Here is a 19,394-nt window from a genome sequence, read left to right as displayed (position 1 = left end):
CCCATGCCCGTCACGTCCATTGATAAAGATGTCCAGTCCTTGACGCTCACCGTCCACGCAGAATTCCCGGTCAGCGTGGCCCGGCTCTGGGACGCCTACCTCGACCCGCGCCAGATTGAGAAGTTCTGGGGCCCGGTAGAGTACCCGGCCACCTTCACTCGCCACGACGCCGCCGCCGGAGGCTACTCGAACTATCACATGACCTCGCCCGAAGGCGAACAGTTCCACGGATACTGGCACTGGCAGGAAGTGGTCGACCAGAAATTCTTCGAGGTCATCGATGGTTTCGCGAACAATGACGGCAGCCCGAACGCCAAGTTGCCCACCTCGCGGCTGGTCTTCACCTTCGACCCGCTGCCCGAAGGCACGAAGCTCACGGTCACCGGAACCTACGCTTCGGCGGCGGACCTGGAACAGGTCGTCGCAATGGGAATGATCGACGGAACACGCTCGGCCATGAGCCAGATCGAGCAGGTGCTCATCGACCTGCGGGACTACGCGCAGAACTTCGCCACCGAAGCCGAACTGCTCAACGACACGCAGGTTCGCGTCAGCCGCCTGGTCCGCGGCACCCGCCAGCAGGTCTGGGACGCCCACCACGACACGGAACTGGTCAAGCGCTGGCAATACGGTCCCGATGGCTGGAAGATGACCAAATGCGAATTGGCCGTCGGCGTCGGCGAGAGCTACCTGCTGTGGTGGGCCCCTGACGACGGCGGCAAGGGATTCGGATTCAGCGGAAAGATCCTCGAACGCGTTGAGGGCCACTATGAAGCGAGCACCGAGCAGCTCGAAGGCGGAGAGGAAATGCTCGGTTCCGGCGTGCCCGGATCCGTCAACCAGCTGACGTTCACCAGCACCACCGGCGGCACCTTGGTGACCACGTTGGTCACCTACCGCGACAAGGCCGCTCGCGACGCGATGCTCGCCACCGGAATGGCCGATGGCATGGAAGCCAGCTACGCCCGGCTGGAATCGATTCTCTAAGCGATTCGCCCCACATCCGGCGCCTTGGCGCGCGCATATATGAAAGACTTAGACCCATGAGTTCTCAGAATGCGCGCGCAGGCCTGGATAAGCAGGCCGATCAGGTTCAGGACATGTTTGACAAGCTGGCTCCTCGCTACGACTTGCTCAATACCTTGATGACCGGCGGCATCGTGAACTACTGGCGCAAGATCACCACCGAGGCGATCGCGCCGAAGCCCGGCGAGCGCATTCTCGACCTGGCTGCAGGTACCGGGACTTCCTCGGTCCCGCTGGCCGAAGCCGGCGCAAAGGTGACCGCCTGCGACATGTCCAACGGCATGCTCGCCGAGGGCCGCAAGCGCTACCCGCAGCTGGACTTCGTGTACGGCGACGCCCATGAGCTTCCTTTCGAAGATGACACCTTTGACGCGGTGACCATTTCCTATGGCCTGCGCAATATCGATGACACCGAGAAGGCGCTGTCGGAAATGCGCCGCGTGACCAAGCCCGGCGGCCGAATCGTCGTCGCCGAGTTCTCCACCCCGACCGTCACCCCGGTCAAGGTGGCCTACCAGCAGTTCCTGCCGCGCGTCATCCCTGCGCTGGGCTACCTGGTGTCGCCTAACCCTTCCGCCTATGCCTACTTGGCTGAGTCCATTGCCGCCTGGCCAGACCAGGAAAAGCTGGGCGCCAAGTTCGTCAACGTCGGCTGGAAGAACGTGGAATACCGGAACCTGACCGGCGGCATCGTCGCCGTTCACCGCGCCTGGAAGTAGGGCTTCCGCAGAATTTCTTCTTGGTCCGCATCCACCGGATGCGGGCCAAAAGCCTTTAAGTGCCTGACCCGCGAACGCGGGTGGTGTTATTCTTCCAGTCCAGCTGGCATGCTTGAGTCCGTGAGCCGGACCTCGACCGAATCGCGGCATTGCGCGATGAGCTGGAAGCTGCTGCCCGCCGCCTTGCTCTCGGCCTCCGCAGCGCTGCTCTTCGGCGCCGGCAACGGCCCTGCGGGCTACGGCTTGCTGGCGCTGAGCCTGCTGTGCGCAGCTCTCATCGACCGCAGGCTCGCCCAGCATCTGTCAATGATCGCGGCAGGGCTGGTGATCATCAGCCTGGTTCCGCTCAACGCGGACCTGAGCCTGGGCCACATGGCGCAGATGGGCACGGCGCTGGCAGCGGCGGTCCTGCTGCCCTGGCTGATTTCGCGATTCGCCTTGCGGGAGCAAATTATCAAGTTCCCTGTGAACACCGGTCGCAAGTGGCCGTTGGCAGCGAAACTGTATCTGCTGGCAGTGGTGGCGCTGGGCTTCCTCGTTCTGCCGGTGTATCTGATCAGCACCGGCGTCTATCAGAACTGGCCAGACGCCTCGGACCCAGCGATCTTCTGGCGACTCTTCATCGGAGTCAACTCAGTGGGCATCTGGGACGAGCTGTTCTTCATCTGCACGGCATTCGCCTTGCTGCGCAAGCACTTTCCCGACTGGCAGGCCAATATCCTGCAAGCGGTGATCTTCTCCTCTTTCCTGTGGGAGATCGGCTACCAATCCTGGGGCCCGTTGCTGACCTTCCCCTTCGCCCTGCTGCAGGGCTATACCTTCAAGCTGACGAAGTCCTTGTCCTATGTCGTAAGTGTGCATCTGATCTTCGACCTTGTCCTGTTCCTCGCGCTGGTCCACGCGCACAACCGGGAATGGCTCCCGGTCTTCATGTACTGAGGGGCTAATTCCTGTTTTCCGCCCTGCTACCCTCATTGGCATGGACACCTGCCAAGCCAGCCAATGCCCCTGCACCGATTCTGAACGGCGCAGCTTGTTCATTTCGGCTACCGGCTTCGGTATCCTTATTCCGGCTCCCCTGCGACCGTGAGCCAGACCACGAGCGGATCGCCGCGTTGCACGATCCACGGGAAACTGCTGCCAGCCAATAGGCGCCCAGGACCTCTAAGGGCGGATCGGCTATGAGTGATTTCGACGAAAAGGGATTCCACTACGCGCCGCTGCACGGCGAGTACGAGTCTGGAACTTTTCCCGTGCTGCCGCATACGATGGTTAGCACTCTGAATGCAATGTCGATTGCAGCGGTCTGCGACATGGATGAGACCCTGACGGACAATTTGAGGCCAAGCATCAGCGTGAAAATCACGCAATGCATTTTGATGAGCGATGGGTCGATGATCAGTTTGGATCTGGATCGTGGCTTCACAGCCATATCCCATGGGCCCGGGCCCGCCAGGTGGAGGCGGTCGTCAGATGAACTGATTGCCGAGATTCTTGATTTGGTGCGGATCGATGACCCGGAAAGGTCCGGGGATCATCCGTGGGACGAAATTGCCGCTGCGGCCCAACGACGTGGTATCGATATTGATGCTGCAAGATTGAAGCAGATGCCCTACCAGGTCTTGCTCAGCGACAGGGTGATCCGAATGTTTGAGATCTAGAACTTTGGGGCCTGTTCCCTACCGTCGACCTTGTCCTGTTCCTAACGCTGGTCCACGCGCACAACCGGGAGTGGATGCCAGTCTTCTTGCGCTGAGGGGTTAATTCCTGTTTTCCTCCCTGCTACACTCTTTGGCATGGATACCTACTAAGCCAGCCAATGACCCTGCACCGATTCTGTACGGTGCAACTTGTTCATTTCGGCTACCGGCTTCGGTATCCTTTTCTTTTCCGGCCCCTCTTCGAGGTTGAGCCATTTCTGTGATCCCCCAAGTCGGCAGCCCCTTCGCATTAGCGGGAGGAACCTGCATGCCTTTGACACCACCCATTACCCTGAACCATCTCAGCTTCGCATGGCCCTCGGGAGAAATCGCCCTGGCCAACTTGGACGGCACTTTTCCCTCCGGGCGGACCGGGCTGATCGGCGCCAATGGCAGCGGCAAATCGACGTTGCTGAAACTGATCGCCGGGCAGCTGCACCCAACCAGCGGAACGGCGGAAACGAGCGCACCGCTGAGCTACCTTCCGCAAACGCTGGCTCTGGACCAGGACCCAACCGTCGCCGAACTGCTGGGGATACAGCGGATCCTGGCAGCCTTGGAGGCTATCGAATCCGGCAGTGTGGACCCAGCGCATTTCGACGCGGTGGGTGCCAACTGGGATGTGGAAGCCCGGGTCCGCGCCGAACTGGAGCCGCTGGGTTTCGGCGGCCTGGATCTGGGCCGGAAGGCATCCACGCTATCGGGTGGCGAAGCGATGCTCCTGGCAGTGACCGGGCTGCGCATCGCCGATTCACCCATCACCTTGCTCGACGAGCCGACGAATAACCTCGATCGTCCCACCCGCGAATTGCTCTACGAGCTGGTCCGCACGTGGAAGGGCACGCTGGTCGTGGTGAGCCACGATATCGAGCTGCTCGAGCTCATGGAGCACACGGTGGAGCTCTACGATGGGAAGCTCAGCGTTTACGGAGGGCCCTACAGCGCATATCGCGAGCAGCTGGAAACCGAGCAGCTGGCAGCCGAGCAGGCAGCCAGAACCGCCCAGGCCTCGCTGAAGGTGGAAAAGCGCCAGCGCGTCGAAGCCGAAACCAAGTTGGCCCGTGCCAAGCGCAAGGGGCGGGCCACCCAGCTTTCCGGGGGCATGCCGAAGATCCTGGCGAACCATCTTCGCCAGAAATCCGAGGCAAACGCCGGGAAAATGCGATCGCACCTGGATGGCAAGGTCGATTCCGCCCAAGCACGGCTCGACGAAGCCGATCAGCGGGTACGCCAGGTCGAGCACATCAATATCGAGTTGCCAGATCCGAAGCTGCCCGCCGGCAAGCAGGTTGCCGTGCTGGGTTCAGCGCAAGACCCGTTCATCATCCAGGGAGCCGAACGCGTAGGACTTGTCGGACCCAACGGTTCGGGGAAAACCACGCTGCTCAGGCAGATGCTCGCAGGCGTTGCTCCGGGCAGCGGTTTGGGCGGAAAGCTTTTCGTGGACCGGGTCGGGTATCTGCCACAGCGCCTGGAAGGCCTGGACGGCCAGCTGAGCGCCATGGAGAATGTGGCGTCGGTGGCTCCAACGGCAACCGCGAACGACGTGCGCCAGATGCTTGCCCGGCTGCTGCTGCGCGGGACCAGCGCCGACCGTCCCTTGGCGGCGCTCTCCGGCGGCGAGCGCTTCAGGGTCTACCTGGCAACGCTGCTGCTCGCGGAACCCACACCGCAGCTGCTGATCCTCGACGAGCCCACGAATAATCTGGATGTGGACAGCGTGCGCCAGCTCAGCGAGGCGCTCGGTGCCTACAAGGGTGCGTTGCTGGTAGTCAGCCACGATCAGCATTTCCTGTCGCAGCTGGATCTGGACTATTTGCTGGAAACCGGCCCCGGGGGAACCTTGGCGAAATCCTATCCGGATCCGGTTTGATAACCCCACGGCGGTGCGCTGCCGGTCTAGACTTGTTCAAAGCACACCGCCGAGGACCCCGAAAGCAAGTTGAACATGTCCTATCCCCAGCGCACCGTCGAAGTCGTCAACACCGGCCTCGTGATCGACCAGTCCGCGACCCTGCTCTGGCAGGACATCAAACGAGCCTTCATCTATGAAACGGGTTCCGGCCAGGAGGCGCTCACCTGCGCAGAATTCATGCTGGTTGAGGGTTACAGCGTGGAAATCAATAGCCAGATGCCCGGTTGGGACGTGGCCATTGAGCACCTGCCGCGGCGCATTGAGAACCTGGTCGACGAACGCTAGCAACCAATAGGAGCACCCATGGCTACGATCGTTCTTTTCCATCACGTCCAGGGCCTGACCCCTGGGGTGCAGCAGATGGCCGCTGAATTGCGCGCGGCCGGCCACACGGTGCACCCGGTGGACCTGTACGCCGGCAAGCTGCCCAAGGATTTCGACACGGGCATGCGCATGGCGGGCAAGATGACCGAGGACAAGATCCAGGAACGCGTCGACAAGCTCTTCGCCAAGCTGCCCGAAGAGCTGGTATACATCGGCACTTCGTGGGGTGCCGCGCTGGCCCAGCAGTGCGCGCAGCAACGCCCCGGCGCCGTCGCCGCGGTCCTGCTGGAATCCTTTGTGGACTTGGAAGCCGAGTGGAGCTTCGGGCCGTGGCCGGAAGGCGTGCCGGTGCAGATCCACGGCATGGACCAGGATCCGTTCTTCGCGAAGGAAGGCGATCTGGAAGCAGCGCAGCGCTTCGTCAGCAATGAGGGCGCAGGGCTCGCCGAGCTGTTCACCTACCCTGGCGACAAGCACCTGTTCACCGACAGCTCGCTGCGCTCGCATGCCCCGGAAGCTCGCGCATTGGTGATGGAGCGCATCATCAAATTCCTGGAGCGCTACGTTTAGCAGGAGGGGCAGCCCGGCGGTTCCATGCTGGACAATGAATTGAAAAACCGGACCCGGCTTGCGTCTGCAAGCCGGGTCCGGTTCACTCTGTGCGCCCTGCGGGGATCGAACCCGCGACCAATGGATTAAAAGTCCAGTGCTCTACCAGCTGAGCTAAAGGCGCACGGCACAAGGCCAAAATCCATACTACCCGATGGACCGGCATGATCATTAATCGGCGTAATCCGCACCGTGGCAGCCCGTAATTCCCGCTTGATCTTGGGGTTTGCAAGCTAAATCACCTGTTGACTGAGAACTCAGGTTCAGCGAGTATTCTGGAGCGCATGAGAGGTGCACGTGCAGGATCAAAAGTAGCCCAGGATGCGGGGTTCCGCCATCACAAGCCACGCCCCTTCGCCCCGGCAGATTTCGAGCCCTACGAAGGAGGCGCTGACCCGGCGCGCGTCTCCGAGGCCGCTCATTTGTCTGCCCAGGCTTTCGTGCAACGCGGCATTGCCAACAACGACCCCGAAGTTTCACGCCGGCTGATCGCCGTTGCCGAGGAAGAGGGCTTGGAGGTGCTCGCTGAGCTGTGGAGCGAAGCTCCCGCCCATTCCCTGCCCGGCGCGCTGTGGCGCTTGTATGCGGTCCGCGCGGCCACCATGGGCAAGCCGGAAGTGCACGCGGCACGGTTCCAGGCCGGAGCCCACCGTGCCCAGGTCGAACGCATCGTCGCCGGGGTGGCCGAACCGCCGACCGCCGAAGAAATGAAGAAGATGACCGGGTCGATTCTCTCCGGCGCCTTCAACGGAGACTTCGCCCACGCCCTGGAACGCACTGCCGCCTATTGCCGGGTCGTGGCCCTTGGCATGACCGAGCATGCCGATGCCGCAGATTTCTCCAACAGCGACCGGGGAACGAAGCTGACGCAGCAGGCCAAGGCGCTGACGGCTACGGCCGCTGATCTGGAAGTCTGCGCCCGGTTGTGGCGCCAGGACGCATTGGACTGAAAGGCGCTCCCGCGCCATTAGGATGGATTGAGGAAGTTACCCCTCAATTCTAGGCAGGTGGGTGTGGGCGCCGCATCGAGGACCAACTCTTCAGGACTCGTACGCTGGTTGCTGATCTTGATCGCGACGGCGCTGCTATCCCAAACAGCGCTGAACCTCATCCGGCCGGTCACCACCTACAAGCTCATCTCCTTCGGCTCCGGCGCGTTTACCGTCGGCGTGGTGACGGCCGCCTATGCGATCCTTCCGCTGTTCACCGCGATGATGCTGGGCCGGGTCAGTTCGCGCATCCGCAGGATCCGCTTCCTGATGGTTGCCGGCGTCGCCCTTCTGGCCGCCGGCGGCATCGGCATCAATTTCTCGCCGAATGCGCTGACCGTGGCGCTGGCCAGCGCCGTGCTGGGGCTTGGGCACTTGATGTTCACCATTGGAGGGCAATCGTCGATTGCCCGGTTCTTCCCCGACAGCGATCTGGACAAGGGGTTCGGCTGGTTCACTGCCGCCTATGCCGCTGGGCAATTCATCGGGCCGTTGATCGGCGGAATGGTGCTCGGCTCCGGCACCGACGCGCTCTCCGCCGAGCGTGTTGCCGATATCAGCCTGTCGCTGTGGATTGCCGCCGGGTGCTCGCTGCTGGCTGTCCCCTTCCTGCTTCCGAGCTGGCAGCCGAAGATCTCCAAATCGGCGTCGCAGACCCGTCCGCCGAAGTCCAAGGCCTCCATTCCTTCGGTGCTGCGCATCAGGGGCATGGCCTCGCACATGTTCGCCTCGATGACCCTGCTGGCGATGCTGGACATCCTCACCGCATTCTTGCCGCTGGTGGCGGAGAAACATGGCGTCACACCGGAAAATGTTGGTGTGCTTTTGGCCATTCGAGGTTTCGCTTCGGTTATTTCGCGGCTGTTCATTCCGAAGCTCTCGGCCCACTTCGAGCGCAATCACCTGCTGGTCACCAGCTTGTGGGTTTCGGGCATCGCCATCGCCCTGGCTCCGGCGTTCATCGATTCGCTCTGGGCTGCCGGGGCGGCGCTGCTGGTCGGCGGCTTCTTCCTGGGCCTGGGCCAGCCGATGACCATGACGATGATTTCCACGTCGGTGCCGGCGGTGGACCGCGGCGCGGCATTGGCCGTCAGGCTCATGGGAAACCGCGTCGGACAAGTAGCTTTGCCGGTTATCTCAAGTACTGTCGCCGCCGGCTTGGGTCCTGCGGGCGCGATCTGGTTCTGCTGCGCACTGCTCTGCCTGAGCGGAGCGGAAAAGGGCCTGCGCCGGTAGCGTGAGAAACCGCACGAGCACCACCCCGGCGGTTGACAGCGCACCGGTCAGGCGAGAACACTAGATAACGGTGCCGGGCTGCTGGTAACCCCGGGCTCCAAAATTCTGCCGCTTCGAGCGGCCTTCCGCCGAGAGGCGTTCCCGGTCCGGCACCATCAAGTAACCGGCGTTAACTTCCGCGTCGTAAACTGTTCTGCGTTGGTACCAATAACAGTCGAATCGAATGGTGCGCCGAAAAGTGAAGTTCCAGATCTTTCCCTCCGCCTCGCGCGGCATCGAGTTGCTGTGCGGGTTGGCCACGACCATTCGCTCCTCCGTTGCCAATGTCGCCGAGATGATCGGCTCACCCGACACCCGTGCAGATCAGCTGCGGGATTTGGCTGCCGCGGAAGCCGAGGCCTCCGACCTGGTGCACGCGGTGCTCACCCACCTGCGCACCAGCTATATCAGCCCGCTTCCCCGCGAAGACATGTACACCCTCTCGCGTTTGCTGCACGAGACCATGGAACACCTGCGCGGCACCGGCGAGCTGATCATGACCGTTGGCTCCACCCCGCTCTCCGAGCGTTCCTCGGAGCAGCTTGAACTCATTTCGCAGCTGGCCGAACTGGCCTCCGATTCGGTCCAGCGCCTGCACAACCTCGATGACCTGGAAGACAACTGGCTGCAGATGCTGCAGTTCTCCAAGCGCGCGGCGCGCACCCACCTGGTATGGGTCAACGAGATCTCGAAGTTCGCCAAGGCAGGCACGATCCACCGCCACCAGCGCGTGGCCGACCACCTGATGCTCACGGCCAACACCCTGCGCCAGTTTGCCGACCACCTCGGTCGCGTGCTGGTGAAGGAGTCCTAGGGACATGACCATCCTTTCGGTCCTCACCGGAATCGCGATCGTCCTCACGCTGGGCTATGGCGTGCTCAACGGCTTCAGGGATGCCTCCACCGCGGTTGCGGCCTCGGTGCGCACCAGGGCGCTGCGCCCGGCCATAGCGGTCTCCGTGGCGGCAGTATTCGCCTTCCTCGGCACCCTAGCCACCTCGGGGCTGAGCGTGGCGCTGGTGGACAAGCTGAACTTCAACGTCCCCGATGGCGTCGTCGGCTTGAAGCTGCTGATCTGCGGCCTGCTGACCGCCGGCGCCTGGGGACTGTATTGCTGGTGGCGCGGCTTGCCGGTCAGTTCCACCCACGCGTTGTTCTCCGGACTGGTGGGCGCCAGCGGCGCCTCGGCCTTCATGGGCGACCTGCCGATGTCCGGTGCCTGGGGGCTGCTGCTCGGCTCGGTGCTTCTGCCGTTGCTGATCACCCCGGTGATTGCCTACCTGCTGTCCTACGTGCTGGTGATTCCGGCGACCTGGCTGATGCGCCATAATTCCTCGGGTTCGGTCAACAACGGCTCGCGCGCAGGCCAAGCCATTGCCGCCTGTGCGGTAGCGCTGGGGCTGGGGCTGCAAGATGGCCAGCGCACCGGCGCGATGATCGCACTGGTGCTGATCACCGGGCATGCGATGGACCCGGGACCCGTGACCTGGGCCATCCAGCTGGCCGCCGGCACGGCGCTGGGCCTCGGCGTGCTCCTAGGCGGATGGCGCATCACCTACACGCTCGGCCGCCGGCTGGTGAACTTCGATCCGCTGCGCGGCATGATCGCCCAAGGCGTGGCCGCGGCCATGCTGTTCCTCGGCTCGCTGGTCCTGCACCTGCCGCTGTCCACCACGCAGGCGGTCACCAGCGGCATCGTCGGCGCCGGCAGTAATCAGGCTTTCGAATCGGTGGTGTGGCGCAATGTCACCAAGGTGCTGCTGCACTGGGTGCTGACCCCGGTGGTCTGCGTTGCCTGCGGCGCGATCCTCACGCTGGCGGTGCATCCGCTGCTGGGCAACGCCTAGTTTTCGCCCGGAACGAAGAGGTCTTCGATCCTGCAGCCGAAGACCGCAGATAGCTTGAAGGCCAGCGGCAATGACGGATCGTAGCGGCCCTTTTCGAGCGAGATGACAGTTTGGCGCGAGACGCCGAGCAGGTCCGCCAATGCCTGCTGGGAGAACCCGCGTTCCCTGCGGTATTCACTGAGATTGTTCTCCATTAGCTTTCGGCTCGCTTACTCGGTTGCACGAAGCGCGAGCGGGCCGATGCTACGGCGCGGGAATCGGAATCGCGCTTGTGCATCAGCCTTCCACCTTCTTGATCACCAGGTAGCGCACGAGCACGTCTACGGCAGCCAGCAGAACGACCCCAACAAGCAGCATCACCGGTTCTACGTCAATGCGCAGCAAACCCAGCGCCATGGCGCCCAATCCGCACAGGGCGATCAGATCATGAAATGCTCCGAAAACCGCCTTCTCGTACCATTTTCCCTCGATGGATGATTCCGGATCCCGCACGGCTCCGGCCAGAGTATCCCTGTCCAGCATGAATACCCAGCACAAGGCGGACGCAGCGGGCAGCATCAGCAGTGCAAAGACCAGTCCGGACAGCATCTTGCGCTGCTGATCGGCTTCGGGGCCGAATGTCCACCAGATCAGCGCCATGGCAGCGCAGAGCACCAGCCCCCCGAGCAGTGACAGGATGATCAGCAGGGCTGTCGATCCGCCGAATCGCGAACGACCCCATTTGCTTTGGCCAACTGACTCTTTTGAATCCACCACTGCCCCCTTTCCAATAAATGTAAACCTCACTTTACTGACAAGGTCGCTTTACAGTCAAGGGAGCTTTACGTGAATGGTTAAAGTGCAGCGGCGCACCGCAATCGGTGCGCCGCTGGCGGTGATCCCCTCCAGGATCCCCGGAAGACCCCCCTTCCGGTCCGTCTACCATCCGCTCAAGGAGCGGCGGTAGCCGAAATCTTTATCCGAAGCGTCCGGAGACGTAATCCTCGGTGGCCTTCTGCTCCGGGTTGGAGAAGATGGCTGCGGTGTCGTTGTACTCGATGAGCTTGCCCGGCTTGCCGGTGCCGGCGATGTTGAAGAACGCGGTCTTGTCGCTCACGCGGGCGGCCTGCTGCATGTTGTGGGTCACGATCACCACGGTGTAGTCGTTCTTCAGCTCGTTGATCAGGTCCTCGATGGCCAGGGTGGAGATCGGGTCCAGTGCGGAGCACGGCTCGTCCATCAGGATCACGTCGGGCTTGACCGCAATGGTGCGGGCAATGCACAGGCGCTGCTGCTGGCCGCCGGAAAGGCCCGAGCCCGGCTTGTCCAGGCGGTCCTTGACCTCATTCCAGAGGTTTGCGCCGCGCAGCGACTTCTCCACCAGCGCGTCGGCGTCGGACTTGGAGATCTTCTTGCCGTTCAGCTTCACGCCGGCCAGCACGTTGTCCTTGATGGACATGGTCGGGAACGGGTTGGGGCGCTGGAAGACCATGCCGATCTGGCTGCGCACGGTCACCGGGTCCACGCCCGCGCCGTACAGGTCGTCGCCGTCCAGCAGGACCTGGCCCTCGACGCGGCCTCCGGGGATGACCTCGTGCATGCGGTTCAGGGTGCGCAGGAAGGTGGACTTGCCGCAACCCGATGGGCCGATGAATGCGGTAACCGACTTCGGCTCGATGTTGATCGAGACGCCTTCAACGGCGAGGAACTTGGAGTAGTAGACGTTCAGGTCATTGACGTCGATGCGTTTTGCCATGATGTAATCCTTGAAAAAGTTTGGGTTTGTCCGGACCGGAGCCTAGGCTCAACGGCCCTTCTTTGGGGCGAAGATCGAAGCGACCAGGCGGGCGAGGAGGTTCAACGCCATCACCATGAGGATCAGCAGCAGGGCTGCGGCCCAGGCACGCTGCACCGACGGGTCGATGTTCGTCGGGCTGGTCGGGGTCAGGATCTGGTAGTAGATGAAGGTCGGCAGCGTGGACATCCAGTTCGCGAAGACGTTCAGGTTGATGTTGCTTGCGATGCCGGCGGTGACCAGGATCGGTGCGGTCTCGCCGATCACGCGGGCGATGGCCAGAGTGACACCGGAGGCGATACCGGAGATCGCTGTCGGGATGACCACCTTCAAGATGGTGCGCCAGCGGCGCACGCCCAGTGCGTAGGATGCCTCGCGCAGCTCGTTCGGGACGATCTTGAGCATTTCCTCGGTGGAGCGGACCACCGTCGGGATCATCAGCACGCTCAACGCGACCGCTGCGACAATGCCCATGCGGGCGTTCGGGCCCAGGATCATGCCGAAGAAGGCCGCCGCGAACAGGCCGGCGACGATCGAGGGAATGCCGGTCATCACGTCGACGAAGAAGGTGATCGCCTTGGACAGCGCCTTGCCCTGGCCGTATTCCACCAGGTAGACAGCGGTCAGCATGCCAACCGGAACGGAGATCAGGGTAGCCCACAGGGTGATCAGCAAGGTGCCCATCACCGCGTGGTACGCGCCGCCGACCACCGGGGTGCCATTGGCGACGGTTTCGTTGTCCACCGCGCCGGTCACACCGTTCATGGAGCTGAACAGGAAGTGGCTGTTCATGCCCGGCATGCCCTTTTCCAGCACCGTGTAGAGCACGGATACCAGCGGGATCACTGCCACGATGAAGGCGGCGTAGATCAGGTAGGTCCACATCGCGTTCTTGCCGCGGCGCTTGCCTTCGGCAACGGTGGTGATTACCGAGGCGGCCACCAGGAAAATGATCGCGGAGTAGATGGCGAAGGAGGCCACGTTGAAGCCGGTCAGCGTGGACGCTGCCGCGCCGATGATGATGGAGCCTGCGGCGATGGCCCAGATGGCCCATTTCGGCAGCTTGCCCTTGGCCAGGGAGTTGCGCTTGCGCACCGGAGGAGTCAGGTTGCCCGAGGTGCTGTTCTGGTTGGTTGTCATGGTGCTCATCAGTTGGCTCCCGAGAATTCCTTGTGGCGGGCGATGATTCCACGAGCGATCATGTTCACGACCAGGGTGATCAGGAACAGGACCAGGCCGGCGGCGATCAGCTCTGCCAGGCGCAGGCCGAAGGCCTCAGGGAAGTTCAAGGCGATTTCCGCGGCGATCGTCTGGTTGCCGGTCTTGATCAGCGATGGGATCAGGTTACCGGTGGACAGCACCAGCGCGACGGCCATGGTTTCGCCCAGGGCGCGGCCCAGGCCCAGCATGACGGCGGAGATAATGCCCGGGCGGGCGAAGGGGATCACCGCGGTGGTGATCATTTCCCAGCGGGTTGCACCCAGGGCGAGAGCGGCCTCTTCGTGCAGCTTCGGAGTCTGCAGGAAGATTTCGCGGCTCAACGAGGTGATGATCGGCAGCACCATCACTGCCAGCACGATGCCGGCGGTGAGCATGGTCTTGCCGGTCTGGCTGGCCGGGCCTTCGAAGAGCGGGATGAAGCCCAGGTTCTTGGCCAGCCATTCGTAGCCTGGAACCAGAGCCGGAGCGAGCACCATGTAGCCCCACGCGCCGTAGATCACCGAGGGGATCGCGGCGAGCAGATCGATCAGGTAGCCCAGCGGGCCGGCGACCTTGCGTGGAGCGAAGTGCGAGATGAACAGTGCCACACCGATGCCGATCGGGGTGGCGATCAGCAGCGCGATAGCCGCTGCGATAACGGTGCCGATGACAATCGGCCAGATGTAGGCGAAGAATCCTTCGCCGCCGGAAATCTCAGCCGGATCGGCTAAGAACGTCGGCAGGGCTTGGATCAGCAAGAAGACCGCGACCGCGAAGAGCGTGATCAGGATCAGGACACCGGCAGCCAGTGCGGCGCCGGAGAAGACCTTGTCACCAGCGCGGCCGGAAGTCGATGACTTGCTTGTCAAAGCATTGGTAGTCATGGCTAGAGCCTTTACGAAACGGGGGTGATGCAGTTTTCACTGCGGGGGTGGAGGGGTACTGCTGGTGCGGGTGGTTGAGTTCGGCCACCCGCACCTGTTGCCGGTTGCCCAGCGGGGTACTACTCGGCGACGGTGATGCCGTCGATCGACTTCTTGGCCTTCTCGGCGATGGATGCCGAGATTGGGGCGTTGCCTGCCGAAGCCTGGGCGGTCTTCTGGCCGTCTTCGGAGATGACGTAGTTGCCGAAGGCCTTGACCAGATCAGCGGTTGCCTGGTCCTTGTAGCTGCTGCAGAAGATGTGGTACGAAACCAGGACGATTGGGTAAGTGCCCGCTTCGGTGGTGTCGCGCTCCAGATCCAGGGCCAGGTCGTTCTCGGCCGCACCTTCAACCGGAGTTGCGGTCTCGAGGGCCTTGGCAGCTGCCTCGGCGGAGATCTTGGTGTACTCATCGCCAACCTTGACGTTCACGGTGGACAGGTTGCCCACTGCGGAGAAGTCAGCGTAGGTGATGGCGCCGTTGGTCGAAGTGGTGGTCGAAACCACGCCGGAGGTGCCCTTGGCGTTCTCCGACTGGATGTCGCTTGGCCAGTCGCCGGAGACATCGTAGGTCCAGACATCGGCCGCTGCGGCCTTCAGGTACTCGACGAAGTTCTCGGTGGTGCCGGACTCGTCGTTGCGGTGCACAACGGTGATTGCGGTATCAGGCAGCTCCACGTCCGGGTTCTGCTTGGCAATTGCCTCATCGTTCCACTTGGTGATTTCCTTCTTGAACACCTTGGCGATGGTGGCTGCGTCCATGTTGATCTCTTCAACGCCTTCGAGGTTGAAGGCGATCGCGATCGGCGAGACGTAAGCCGGGACGTTGAATGCGCCTTCTGGGCCGCAAACTTCCTTGGCCTTGGCGGCCTCGTCTTCCTTCAGGTAGGCATCCGAGCCGGCGAACTGCGCGCCGCCTGCCAGGAATGCTTCGCGGCCTGCGCCGGAGCCGTCTGGCGAGTACTGCACGTTGGCGTCCGGGTTGGCAGCCTTGAAGCCGGTGGCCCATGCTTCCATGGCCGAGTTCTGGCTGGATGCGCCGATGCCGGTCAGTGTACCGGTGACACCGGATGCAGCAGAGGTCTCTGCGCCTTCGGAACCGGCAGCGGCGGTTGGGTTATCCGAGCCGCAGGCGGTCAGTGCGAGTGCTGCGACGGAAAGAACGGCAGCTGCGCTGCCAAAGCGGTTGAGCTTCACGAGATTTACTCCCCATGTTGGTAGATCGATGTAAAACTTTCAGCGGCTTCTCTCCGCTTCATCTACGACGTTAAAGATCGAAAGTAACCAGCTCCCCCGGCGAAGGTGAACAGAAGGTTAACAACTTGTCCACAGGCAGGTGATCCTGCTCACCAGCGCAATATCCCGGCAGCTTCTGCCGCCGCCCGCCCAACCCATGGAAGACTGAAGCCATGGCAACTGGGCGGAAAGTGAAGCGCATGCCAGCGCAACTATTCGGATTCTTGGCGCAGCGCAATCGCGCCGGGCTGATACGCTCGCGCAATTCCCTGCCCAGAATCCTGCGCATGACCCTGGGCGCCATTGGCGCATTCTGGATCGCCGAAAGCATCTGGGGGCACTCCCAGCCGATTTTCGCGGCCACCAGCGCGCTGGTTTCGCTGGGCTTCGGCGCCTCCACCACGGTGCGCAAAACCGCCGAGGTCGCCCTGGGATGCACCCTGGGCGTGGCCCTGGGCGATACCCTCATGCACTGGTTCGGGCAGGGTATCTGGCAGGCCGCGCTGGTGATGTCGCTCAGCCTGGTCATAGCCCGCTACCTGGATTCAGGTGCAATCTTCTCCACCCAGCTGGGTATGCAATCGGCACTGGTGGTGCTGCTGCCGATCAGCGCCGACGGCCCATTTGCCCGTTCCATCGATGCCCTGACCGGTTCCCTGCTCGCCCTGCTGGTCATTATTTTCTGGCCCACCGACCCGAGGCGCAGTCCGGTTTCCGCATTATCGGATTTGTTCAAGGAGCTTTCCGAAGCGCTTTTGGAATGCTCCTGGGCCATCCGCGACGATGACCGGCGCTCCGCATTCCACGCGCTGATCAAGGCACGCGGCACCCAGAAGCATCTGGACAAGCTGCCAGCCGCCTTCCGCGCGTCCAAGGAAATCGCCACGATTTCCCCCGCCGGGCGGCGCCACCGCCACGAGCTGAACCGGCTGTCCAAGCGCTTCAACCACTACGACTGGGCCGCCCGCAACTCGCGGGTTTTCGCCCGGCGGCTGGCTTCCGTGCTCAGTAACAGCGCGCTGACCCCGGAAGGCGCGCAAACCCTGGCTCCGCTGATCCGCGAGCTGTCCGAAGCGGTCAACACCTTGGCGCACTCGGTGCGCGAGACAACGGTGGCGGGCCAGCGCAAATACGAGAAGTCCGCACAGCTGCAGCTGGAAGGAGTCGCCGCCCAGCTGGATCCGCGCGCACTGGGAGTCGAAGGGCTCCAGGGCGAAGGCCTTGTCCTGCTGCTGCGCCCGATGGTGGTGGATCTGCTCGAGGCAGCCGGCCGCGTGCACGAGGAAGCCATCGAAGTGCTGCCCAAGCTCTCCTGAACAAAAATGTCCGCATGGCTCGATAGCATTGAGCCATGGCCAAAACTTCCACCCGCAGCAAATCCAGCGCATCGTTCAAATGCTCCGAATGCGGATGGACCACGATCAAATGGGTGGGCCGCTGCGGCGAATGCCAGGCCTGGGGCACCGTCGAAGAAGTGGGTGTCGTTTCCGCCCGCACCGTGGCCGCGGCCAAAGTCGCCCACCCGGCCAAGCCGATCGCGCAGATCGACGGCTCCGAAGCCGCCTTCCGCCCCAGCGGTGTCTCCGAGCTGGACCGCGTGCTCGGTGGCGGACTGGTCCCGGCAGCCGCGATCCTGCTCGCCGGAGAACCCGGCGTAGGCAAGTCCACGCTGCTCCTGGACGTCGCAGCGAAAGCGGCGCAGACCGGCCTGCGCGTGCTCTACCTGACCGGCGAGGAATCGGCCGCGCAGGTCAAGTCCCGCGCCGAACGCATCAACGCCATCGCCGATACGCTGTTCCTGGCCGCCGAAACCGACCTGGCCCTGGCGCTGGGGCAGATCCAGGAGATCGATCCGCAGCTGCTGATCCTGGACTCGGTGCAGACCTTCTCCTCGGCAGAGGTGGACGGCGCGGCCGGCGGCGTGTCCCAAGTGCGCGAGGTCGCCGCGTCGATCATCAACGCGGCCAAGACCCGGGCCATGTCCACCATCATGGTCGGCCACGTCACCAAGGAAGGGTCGGTCGCCGGCCCGCGGCTGCTCGAGCACCTGGTGGATGTGGTCTGCCAGTTCGATGGCGAGAAGCATTCGCGGCTGCGCATCCTGCGCGCGCTGAAGAACCGCTATGGCGCCACCGATGAGGTGGGCTGCTTCGACCTTAATGAGGACGGCATCGAATCGCTGACCGATCCTTCCAAGCTGTTCGTCACGCGAACCCGCAACCCGGTTCCGGGCACCTGCATCACCGTCACCCTCGAAGGCCGCCGGCCGCTGGTGGCCGAGGTGCAGACCCTGCTCTCCCGCAGCAATGCCCCGGCCGCCCGCAGGGCCACCAGCGGCCTGGATGCGGCACGGGCGCAGATGGTCGTGGCGGTGCTGCAGGCCCGCGCGCATATGGATCTGTCGTCCATGGACTCCTATATCGCCACGGTGGGCGGCGTCAAGATCGCCGAACCGGCATCGGATCTGGCCTGCGCGCTGGCCCTGGCCTCGTCGATGAACGAGTTCCCGCTGCCGCAGGACTTCGTGGCCTTCGGCGAGGTAGGCTTGGCCGGCGAGGTGAGGCAAGTGCCCGAGATCTCGCGGCGCATCACCGAAGCCCAGCGCCTGGGATTCTCCTTCGCAATGGCCCCGGCTACCCCGGAACCGTTGAAGAACATCCCCGAGGGCATCCGCGTGTTCCAGGTGGAGAATATCGCCCAGGCCCTGGATATCGCCTTCAACCAGCGGCAGAAGCCAACGCGATAAACTTGATTATTGCCGCCCGCCGAAAGGACGCCAGTTGAAAGCGCACCCCACCCCCGGATTCCTTGCCGTTCTGGCCCAGATTGCCCCGGGTACCGAACTCGCCCAGGGCCTGGAGCGGATCCAGCGCGGCCGCACCGGCGCCCTCATCGTGCTCGGCCACGACAAGCTCGTCGAGTCGATCAGCTCCGGCGGCTTCCGGATCAACACCGAATACACGCCGACCCGCATCCGCGAACTGGCCAAGATGGACGGTGCGATCATCCTGGACGGAACCGGCCGCCAGATCCTGCAGGCAGGCGTGCAGCTGATGCCGGATGCGCAGATTGAAACCCAGGAATCCGGCACCCGCCACCGCACCGCGGAACGCGTGGCCGCGCAATCCGGGTTCCCGACGATTTCGGTGTCGCAGTCGATGCAGACCATCACTCTCTATGCCGACGGCAAGCGCCATGTGCTCGAGCCTGCCGAGCGCCTGCTGGCCCGCGGCAACCAGGCCATTGCCACCCTGGAACGCTACCGCCACCGCTTGGACCAGGTCACCAGCGCCCTGTCAGCGGCGGAGATCGAGGATGTCGCCACTGCGCGGGAGGTGCTGGCAGTGCTGCAGCGCACCGAGATGCTGCGCCGCACCAGCGAGGAAATCTCCCGCTACGTGCTGGAGCTGGGCATCGACGGGCGCCTGCTGGCAGCCCAGCATGCCGAATTGCTCTCCGGCATCCAGGCAGATAACGAGCTGCTGCTGCGGGACTATTCCGACGCCGAAGGCCAGGAGCTGGATATCGAGCACGCCTTGGAGACGCTGCATGAAGTGTCCGACGCGCAGCTGGTCGAGCTCGACGGGCTGACCAAGATCCTGTTCCCGCACTCCAGCATTGGCCAGGACGACCAGCTGACCCCCAAGGGATACCGCCTGCTCTCGCAGATCCGCACTGTTCCCAAGGTGGTGGGAGATCGCCTGGTGGCGGCATTCGACAACTTGCAGCTGCTGATGTCCGCGTCCACCAGCCAGCTTATGGAAATTGAAGGCGTCGGCGAGCAGCGTGCACGCTCCATCCGCGAAGGGCTCGCACGCATGGCCGAGTCCTCGCTGCTGGACCGCTACATCTAGGCGC

Annotated in this window: 20 protein-coding genes and 1 tRNA gene; 14 read left to right on the top strand and 7 right to left on the bottom strand. The window is 63.2% G+C overall.

The window, feature by feature from the left end; translation table 11 throughout:
- Nucleotides 1-3 precede the first annotated feature (3 nt).
- From F0M17_RS00650 to F0M17_RS00620, 7 genes are all read left to right on the top strand, one after another.
- Nucleotides 4-987, top strand: coding sequence for an SRPBCC family protein (locus F0M17_RS00650; protein WP_149596109.1), 984 nt, complete (start codon nt 4-6; stop codon nt 985-987).
- A 56-nt stretch (nt 988-1,043) separates the two neighbouring features.
- Complete coding sequence (locus F0M17_RS00645) at nt 1,044-1,745, top strand: demethylmenaquinone methyltransferase (RefSeq protein ID WP_038993613.1); 702 nt, start codon at nt 1,044-1,046, stop codon at nt 1,743-1,745.
- Between the two features lie 156 nt (nt 1,746-1,901).
- A complete protein-coding gene (locus tag F0M17_RS00640; protein WP_052254090.1) occupies nt 1,902-2,684 on the top strand; it encodes a CPBP family intramembrane glutamic endopeptidase in 783 nt (260 codons plus the stop codon).
- A gap of 242 nt (nt 2,685-2,926) precedes the next feature.
- Nucleotides 2,927-3,406: a hypothetical protein gene (locus F0M17_RS00635; RefSeq protein WP_038993611.1), complete on the top strand. Its 480-nt coding sequence runs from the start codon at nt 2,927-2,929 to the stop codon at nt 3,404-3,406.
- Between the two features lie 307 nt (nt 3,407-3,713).
- A complete protein-coding gene (locus F0M17_RS00630) occupies nt 3,714-5,318 on the top strand; it encodes an ABC-F family ATP-binding cassette domain-containing protein (RefSeq protein WP_149596108.1) in 1,605 nt (534 codons plus the stop codon).
- Between the two features lie 75 nt (nt 5,319-5,393).
- A complete protein-coding gene (locus F0M17_RS00625) occupies nt 5,394-5,645 on the top strand; it encodes a hypothetical protein (RefSeq protein ID WP_038993609.1) in 252 nt (83 codons plus the stop codon).
- Between the two features lie 18 nt (nt 5,646-5,663).
- Nucleotides 5,664-6,254 (top strand): dienelactone hydrolase family protein, encoded by a 591-nt coding sequence (locus F0M17_RS00620; protein ID WP_149596107.1) that lies wholly within the window; start codon nt 5,664-5,666, stop codon nt 6,252-6,254.
- 90 nt (nt 6,255-6,344) lie between these two features.
- Here the strand turns inward: F0M17_RS00620 and F0M17_RS00615 are convergent.
- Nucleotides 6,345-6,417 (bottom strand) — tRNA-Lys (locus F0M17_RS00615).
- Between the two features lie 160 nt (nt 6,418-6,577).
- Here F0M17_RS00615 and F0M17_RS00610 point away from each other — a divergent pair.
- The 4 genes from F0M17_RS00610 to F0M17_RS00595 all read left to right on the top strand — a co-directional run bounded on the left by F0M17_RS00610 (nt 6,578) and on the right by F0M17_RS00595 (nt 10,404).
- Entirely contained in the window at nt 6,578-7,243 is a 666-nt protein-coding gene (locus F0M17_RS00610) for a hypothetical protein (RefSeq protein ID WP_073707958.1), read from the top strand.
- A 108-nt stretch (nt 7,244-7,351) separates the two neighbouring features.
- Complete coding sequence (locus tag F0M17_RS00605) at nt 7,352-8,518, top strand: MFS transporter (protein ID WP_233125406.1); 1,167 nt, start codon at nt 7,352-7,354, stop codon at nt 8,516-8,518.
- A gap of 238 nt (nt 8,519-8,756) precedes the next feature.
- Nucleotides 8,757-9,371, top strand: coding sequence for a hypothetical protein (locus F0M17_RS00600; protein ID WP_038993652.1), 615 nt, complete (start codon nt 8,757-8,759; stop codon nt 9,369-9,371).
- Nucleotides 9,372-9,375: 4 nt separating this feature from the next.
- The gene (locus tag F0M17_RS00595) at nt 9,376-10,404 is read left to right on the top strand and encodes an inorganic phosphate transporter (RefSeq protein ID WP_121865922.1); all 1,029 of its coding nucleotides are present in this window, start codon (nt 9,376-9,378) and stop codon (nt 10,402-10,404) included.
- Here F0M17_RS00595 and F0M17_RS00590 read toward each other — a convergent pair.
- From F0M17_RS00590 to pstS, 6 genes are all read right to left on the bottom strand, one after another.
- On the bottom strand, nt 10,401-10,598 hold the full coding sequence (locus F0M17_RS00590) for a helix-turn-helix transcriptional regulator (protein WP_038993600.1): 198 nt from the start codon (nt 10,596-10,598) through the stop codon (nt 10,401-10,403). The genes F0M17_RS00595 and F0M17_RS00590 overlap by 4 nt on opposite strands.
- Before the next feature lie 82 nt (nt 10,599-10,680).
- The gene (locus tag F0M17_RS00585; protein ID WP_073707986.1) at nt 10,681-11,157 is read right to left on the bottom strand and encodes a hypothetical protein; all 477 of its coding nucleotides are present in this window, start codon (nt 11,155-11,157) and stop codon (nt 10,681-10,683) included.
- Between the two features lie 202 nt (nt 11,158-11,359).
- Nucleotides 11,360-12,139, bottom strand: a complete 780-nt coding sequence (pstB, locus tag F0M17_RS00580; RefSeq protein WP_038993599.1) for a phosphate ABC transporter ATP-binding protein PstB — start codon at nt 12,137-12,139, stop codon at nt 11,360-11,362.
- Nucleotides 12,140-12,187: 48 nt separating this feature from the next.
- Complete coding sequence (gene pstA / locus F0M17_RS00575; RefSeq protein WP_073707955.1) at nt 12,188-13,327, bottom strand: phosphate ABC transporter permease PstA; 1,140 nt, start codon at nt 13,325-13,327, stop codon at nt 12,188-12,190.
- The gene (gene pstC, locus F0M17_RS00570; protein ID WP_038993597.1) at nt 13,327-14,262 is read right to left on the bottom strand and encodes a phosphate ABC transporter permease subunit PstC; all 936 of its coding nucleotides are present in this window, start codon (nt 14,260-14,262) and stop codon (nt 13,327-13,329) included. Before pstC ends, pstA begins: the two co-directional genes overlap by 1 nt.
- A gap of 119 nt (nt 14,263-14,381) precedes the next feature.
- Nucleotides 14,382-15,497: a phosphate ABC transporter substrate-binding protein PstS gene (gene pstS / locus F0M17_RS00565; RefSeq protein ID WP_121865920.1), complete on the bottom strand. Its 1,116-nt coding sequence runs from the start codon at nt 15,495-15,497 to the stop codon at nt 14,382-14,384.
- A gap of 239 nt (nt 15,498-15,736) precedes the next feature.
- Here pstS and F0M17_RS00560 point away from each other — a divergent pair, with 239 nt between their 5' ends.
- From F0M17_RS00560 to disA, 3 genes are read left to right on the top strand one after another with little or no spacing between them, the layout of a single operon-like run.
- On the top strand, nt 15,737-16,852 hold the full coding sequence (locus F0M17_RS00560; RefSeq protein WP_073707985.1) for an aromatic acid exporter family protein: 1,116 nt from the start codon (nt 15,737-15,739) through the stop codon (nt 16,850-16,852).
- Nucleotides 16,853-16,887: 35 nt separating this feature from the next.
- Entirely contained in the window at nt 16,888-18,282 is a 1,395-nt protein-coding gene (gene radA, locus F0M17_RS00555; protein ID WP_038993595.1) for a DNA repair protein RadA, read from the top strand.
- A 34-nt stretch (nt 18,283-18,316) separates the two neighbouring features.
- On the top strand, nt 18,317-19,390 hold the full coding sequence (gene disA / locus F0M17_RS00550) for a DNA integrity scanning diadenylate cyclase DisA (protein WP_149596106.1): 1,074 nt from the start codon (nt 18,317-18,319) through the stop codon (nt 19,388-19,390).
- Nucleotides 19,391-19,394: the final 4 nt, after the last annotated feature.

This window comes from Glutamicibacter sp. ZJUTW (assembly GCF_008370855.1).
In the GTDB taxonomy this organism is placed as follows: Bacteria; Actinomycetota; Actinomycetes; order Actinomycetales; family Micrococcaceae; genus Glutamicibacter; species Glutamicibacter nicotianae.
Note: the sequence above shows the minus strand (reverse complement) of the source record. Positions and strands in the feature narration are given on the sequence as shown.

Excerpts from the sequence above, each read along its gene's own strand:
- F0M17_RS00625 (WP_038993609.1), top strand. The coding sequence starts at position 5,394 with ATGTCCTATCCCCAGCGCACCGTCGAAGTCGTCAACACCGGCCTCGTG.
- pstB (WP_038993599.1), bottom strand. The coding sequence starts at position 12,139 with ATGGCAAAACGCATCGACGTCAATGACCTGAACGTCTACTACTCCAAG.
- F0M17_RS00630 (WP_149596108.1), top strand. The coding sequence starts at position 3,714 with ATGCCTTTGACACCACCCATTACCCTGAACCATCTCAGCTTCGCATGG.
- F0M17_RS00560 (WP_073707985.1), top strand. The coding sequence starts at position 15,737 with ATGCCAGCGCAACTATTCGGATTCTTGGCGCAGCGCAATCGCGCCGGG.
- pstC (WP_038993597.1), bottom strand. The coding sequence starts at position 14,262 with ATGACTACCAATGCTTTGACAAGCAAGTCATCGACTTCCGGCCGCGCT.
- F0M17_RS00620 (WP_149596107.1), top strand. The coding sequence starts at position 5,664 with ATGGCTACGATCGTTCTTTTCCATCACGTCCAGGGCCTGACCCCTGGG.
- radA (WP_038993595.1), top strand. The coding sequence starts at position 16,888 with ATGGCCAAAACTTCCACCCGCAGCAAATCCAGCGCATCGTTCAAATGC.
- F0M17_RS00590 (WP_038993600.1), bottom strand. The coding sequence starts at position 10,598 with ATGGAGAACAATCTCAGTGAATACCGCAGGGAACGCGGGTTCTCCCAG.
- F0M17_RS00640 (WP_052254090.1), top strand. The coding sequence starts at position 1,902 with ATGAGCTGGAAGCTGCTGCCCGCCGCCTTGCTCTCGGCCTCCGCAGCG.
- F0M17_RS00645 (WP_038993613.1), top strand. The coding sequence starts at position 1,044 with ATGAGTTCTCAGAATGCGCGCGCAGGCCTGGATAAGCAGGCCGATCAG.
- F0M17_RS00610 (WP_073707958.1), top strand. The coding sequence starts at position 6,578 with ATGAGAGGTGCACGTGCAGGATCAAAAGTAGCCCAGGATGCGGGGTTC.
- F0M17_RS00595 (WP_121865922.1), top strand. The coding sequence starts at position 9,376 with ATGACCATCCTTTCGGTCCTCACCGGAATCGCGATCGTCCTCACGCTG.
- pstA (WP_073707955.1), bottom strand. The coding sequence starts at position 13,327 with ATGAGCACCATGACAACCAACCAGAACAGCACCTCGGGCAACCTGACT.
- F0M17_RS00635 (WP_038993611.1), top strand. The coding sequence starts at position 2,927 with ATGAGTGATTTCGACGAAAAGGGATTCCACTACGCGCCGCTGCACGGC.
- F0M17_RS00650 (WP_149596109.1), top strand. The coding sequence starts at position 4 with ATGCCCGTCACGTCCATTGATAAAGATGTCCAGTCCTTGACGCTCACC.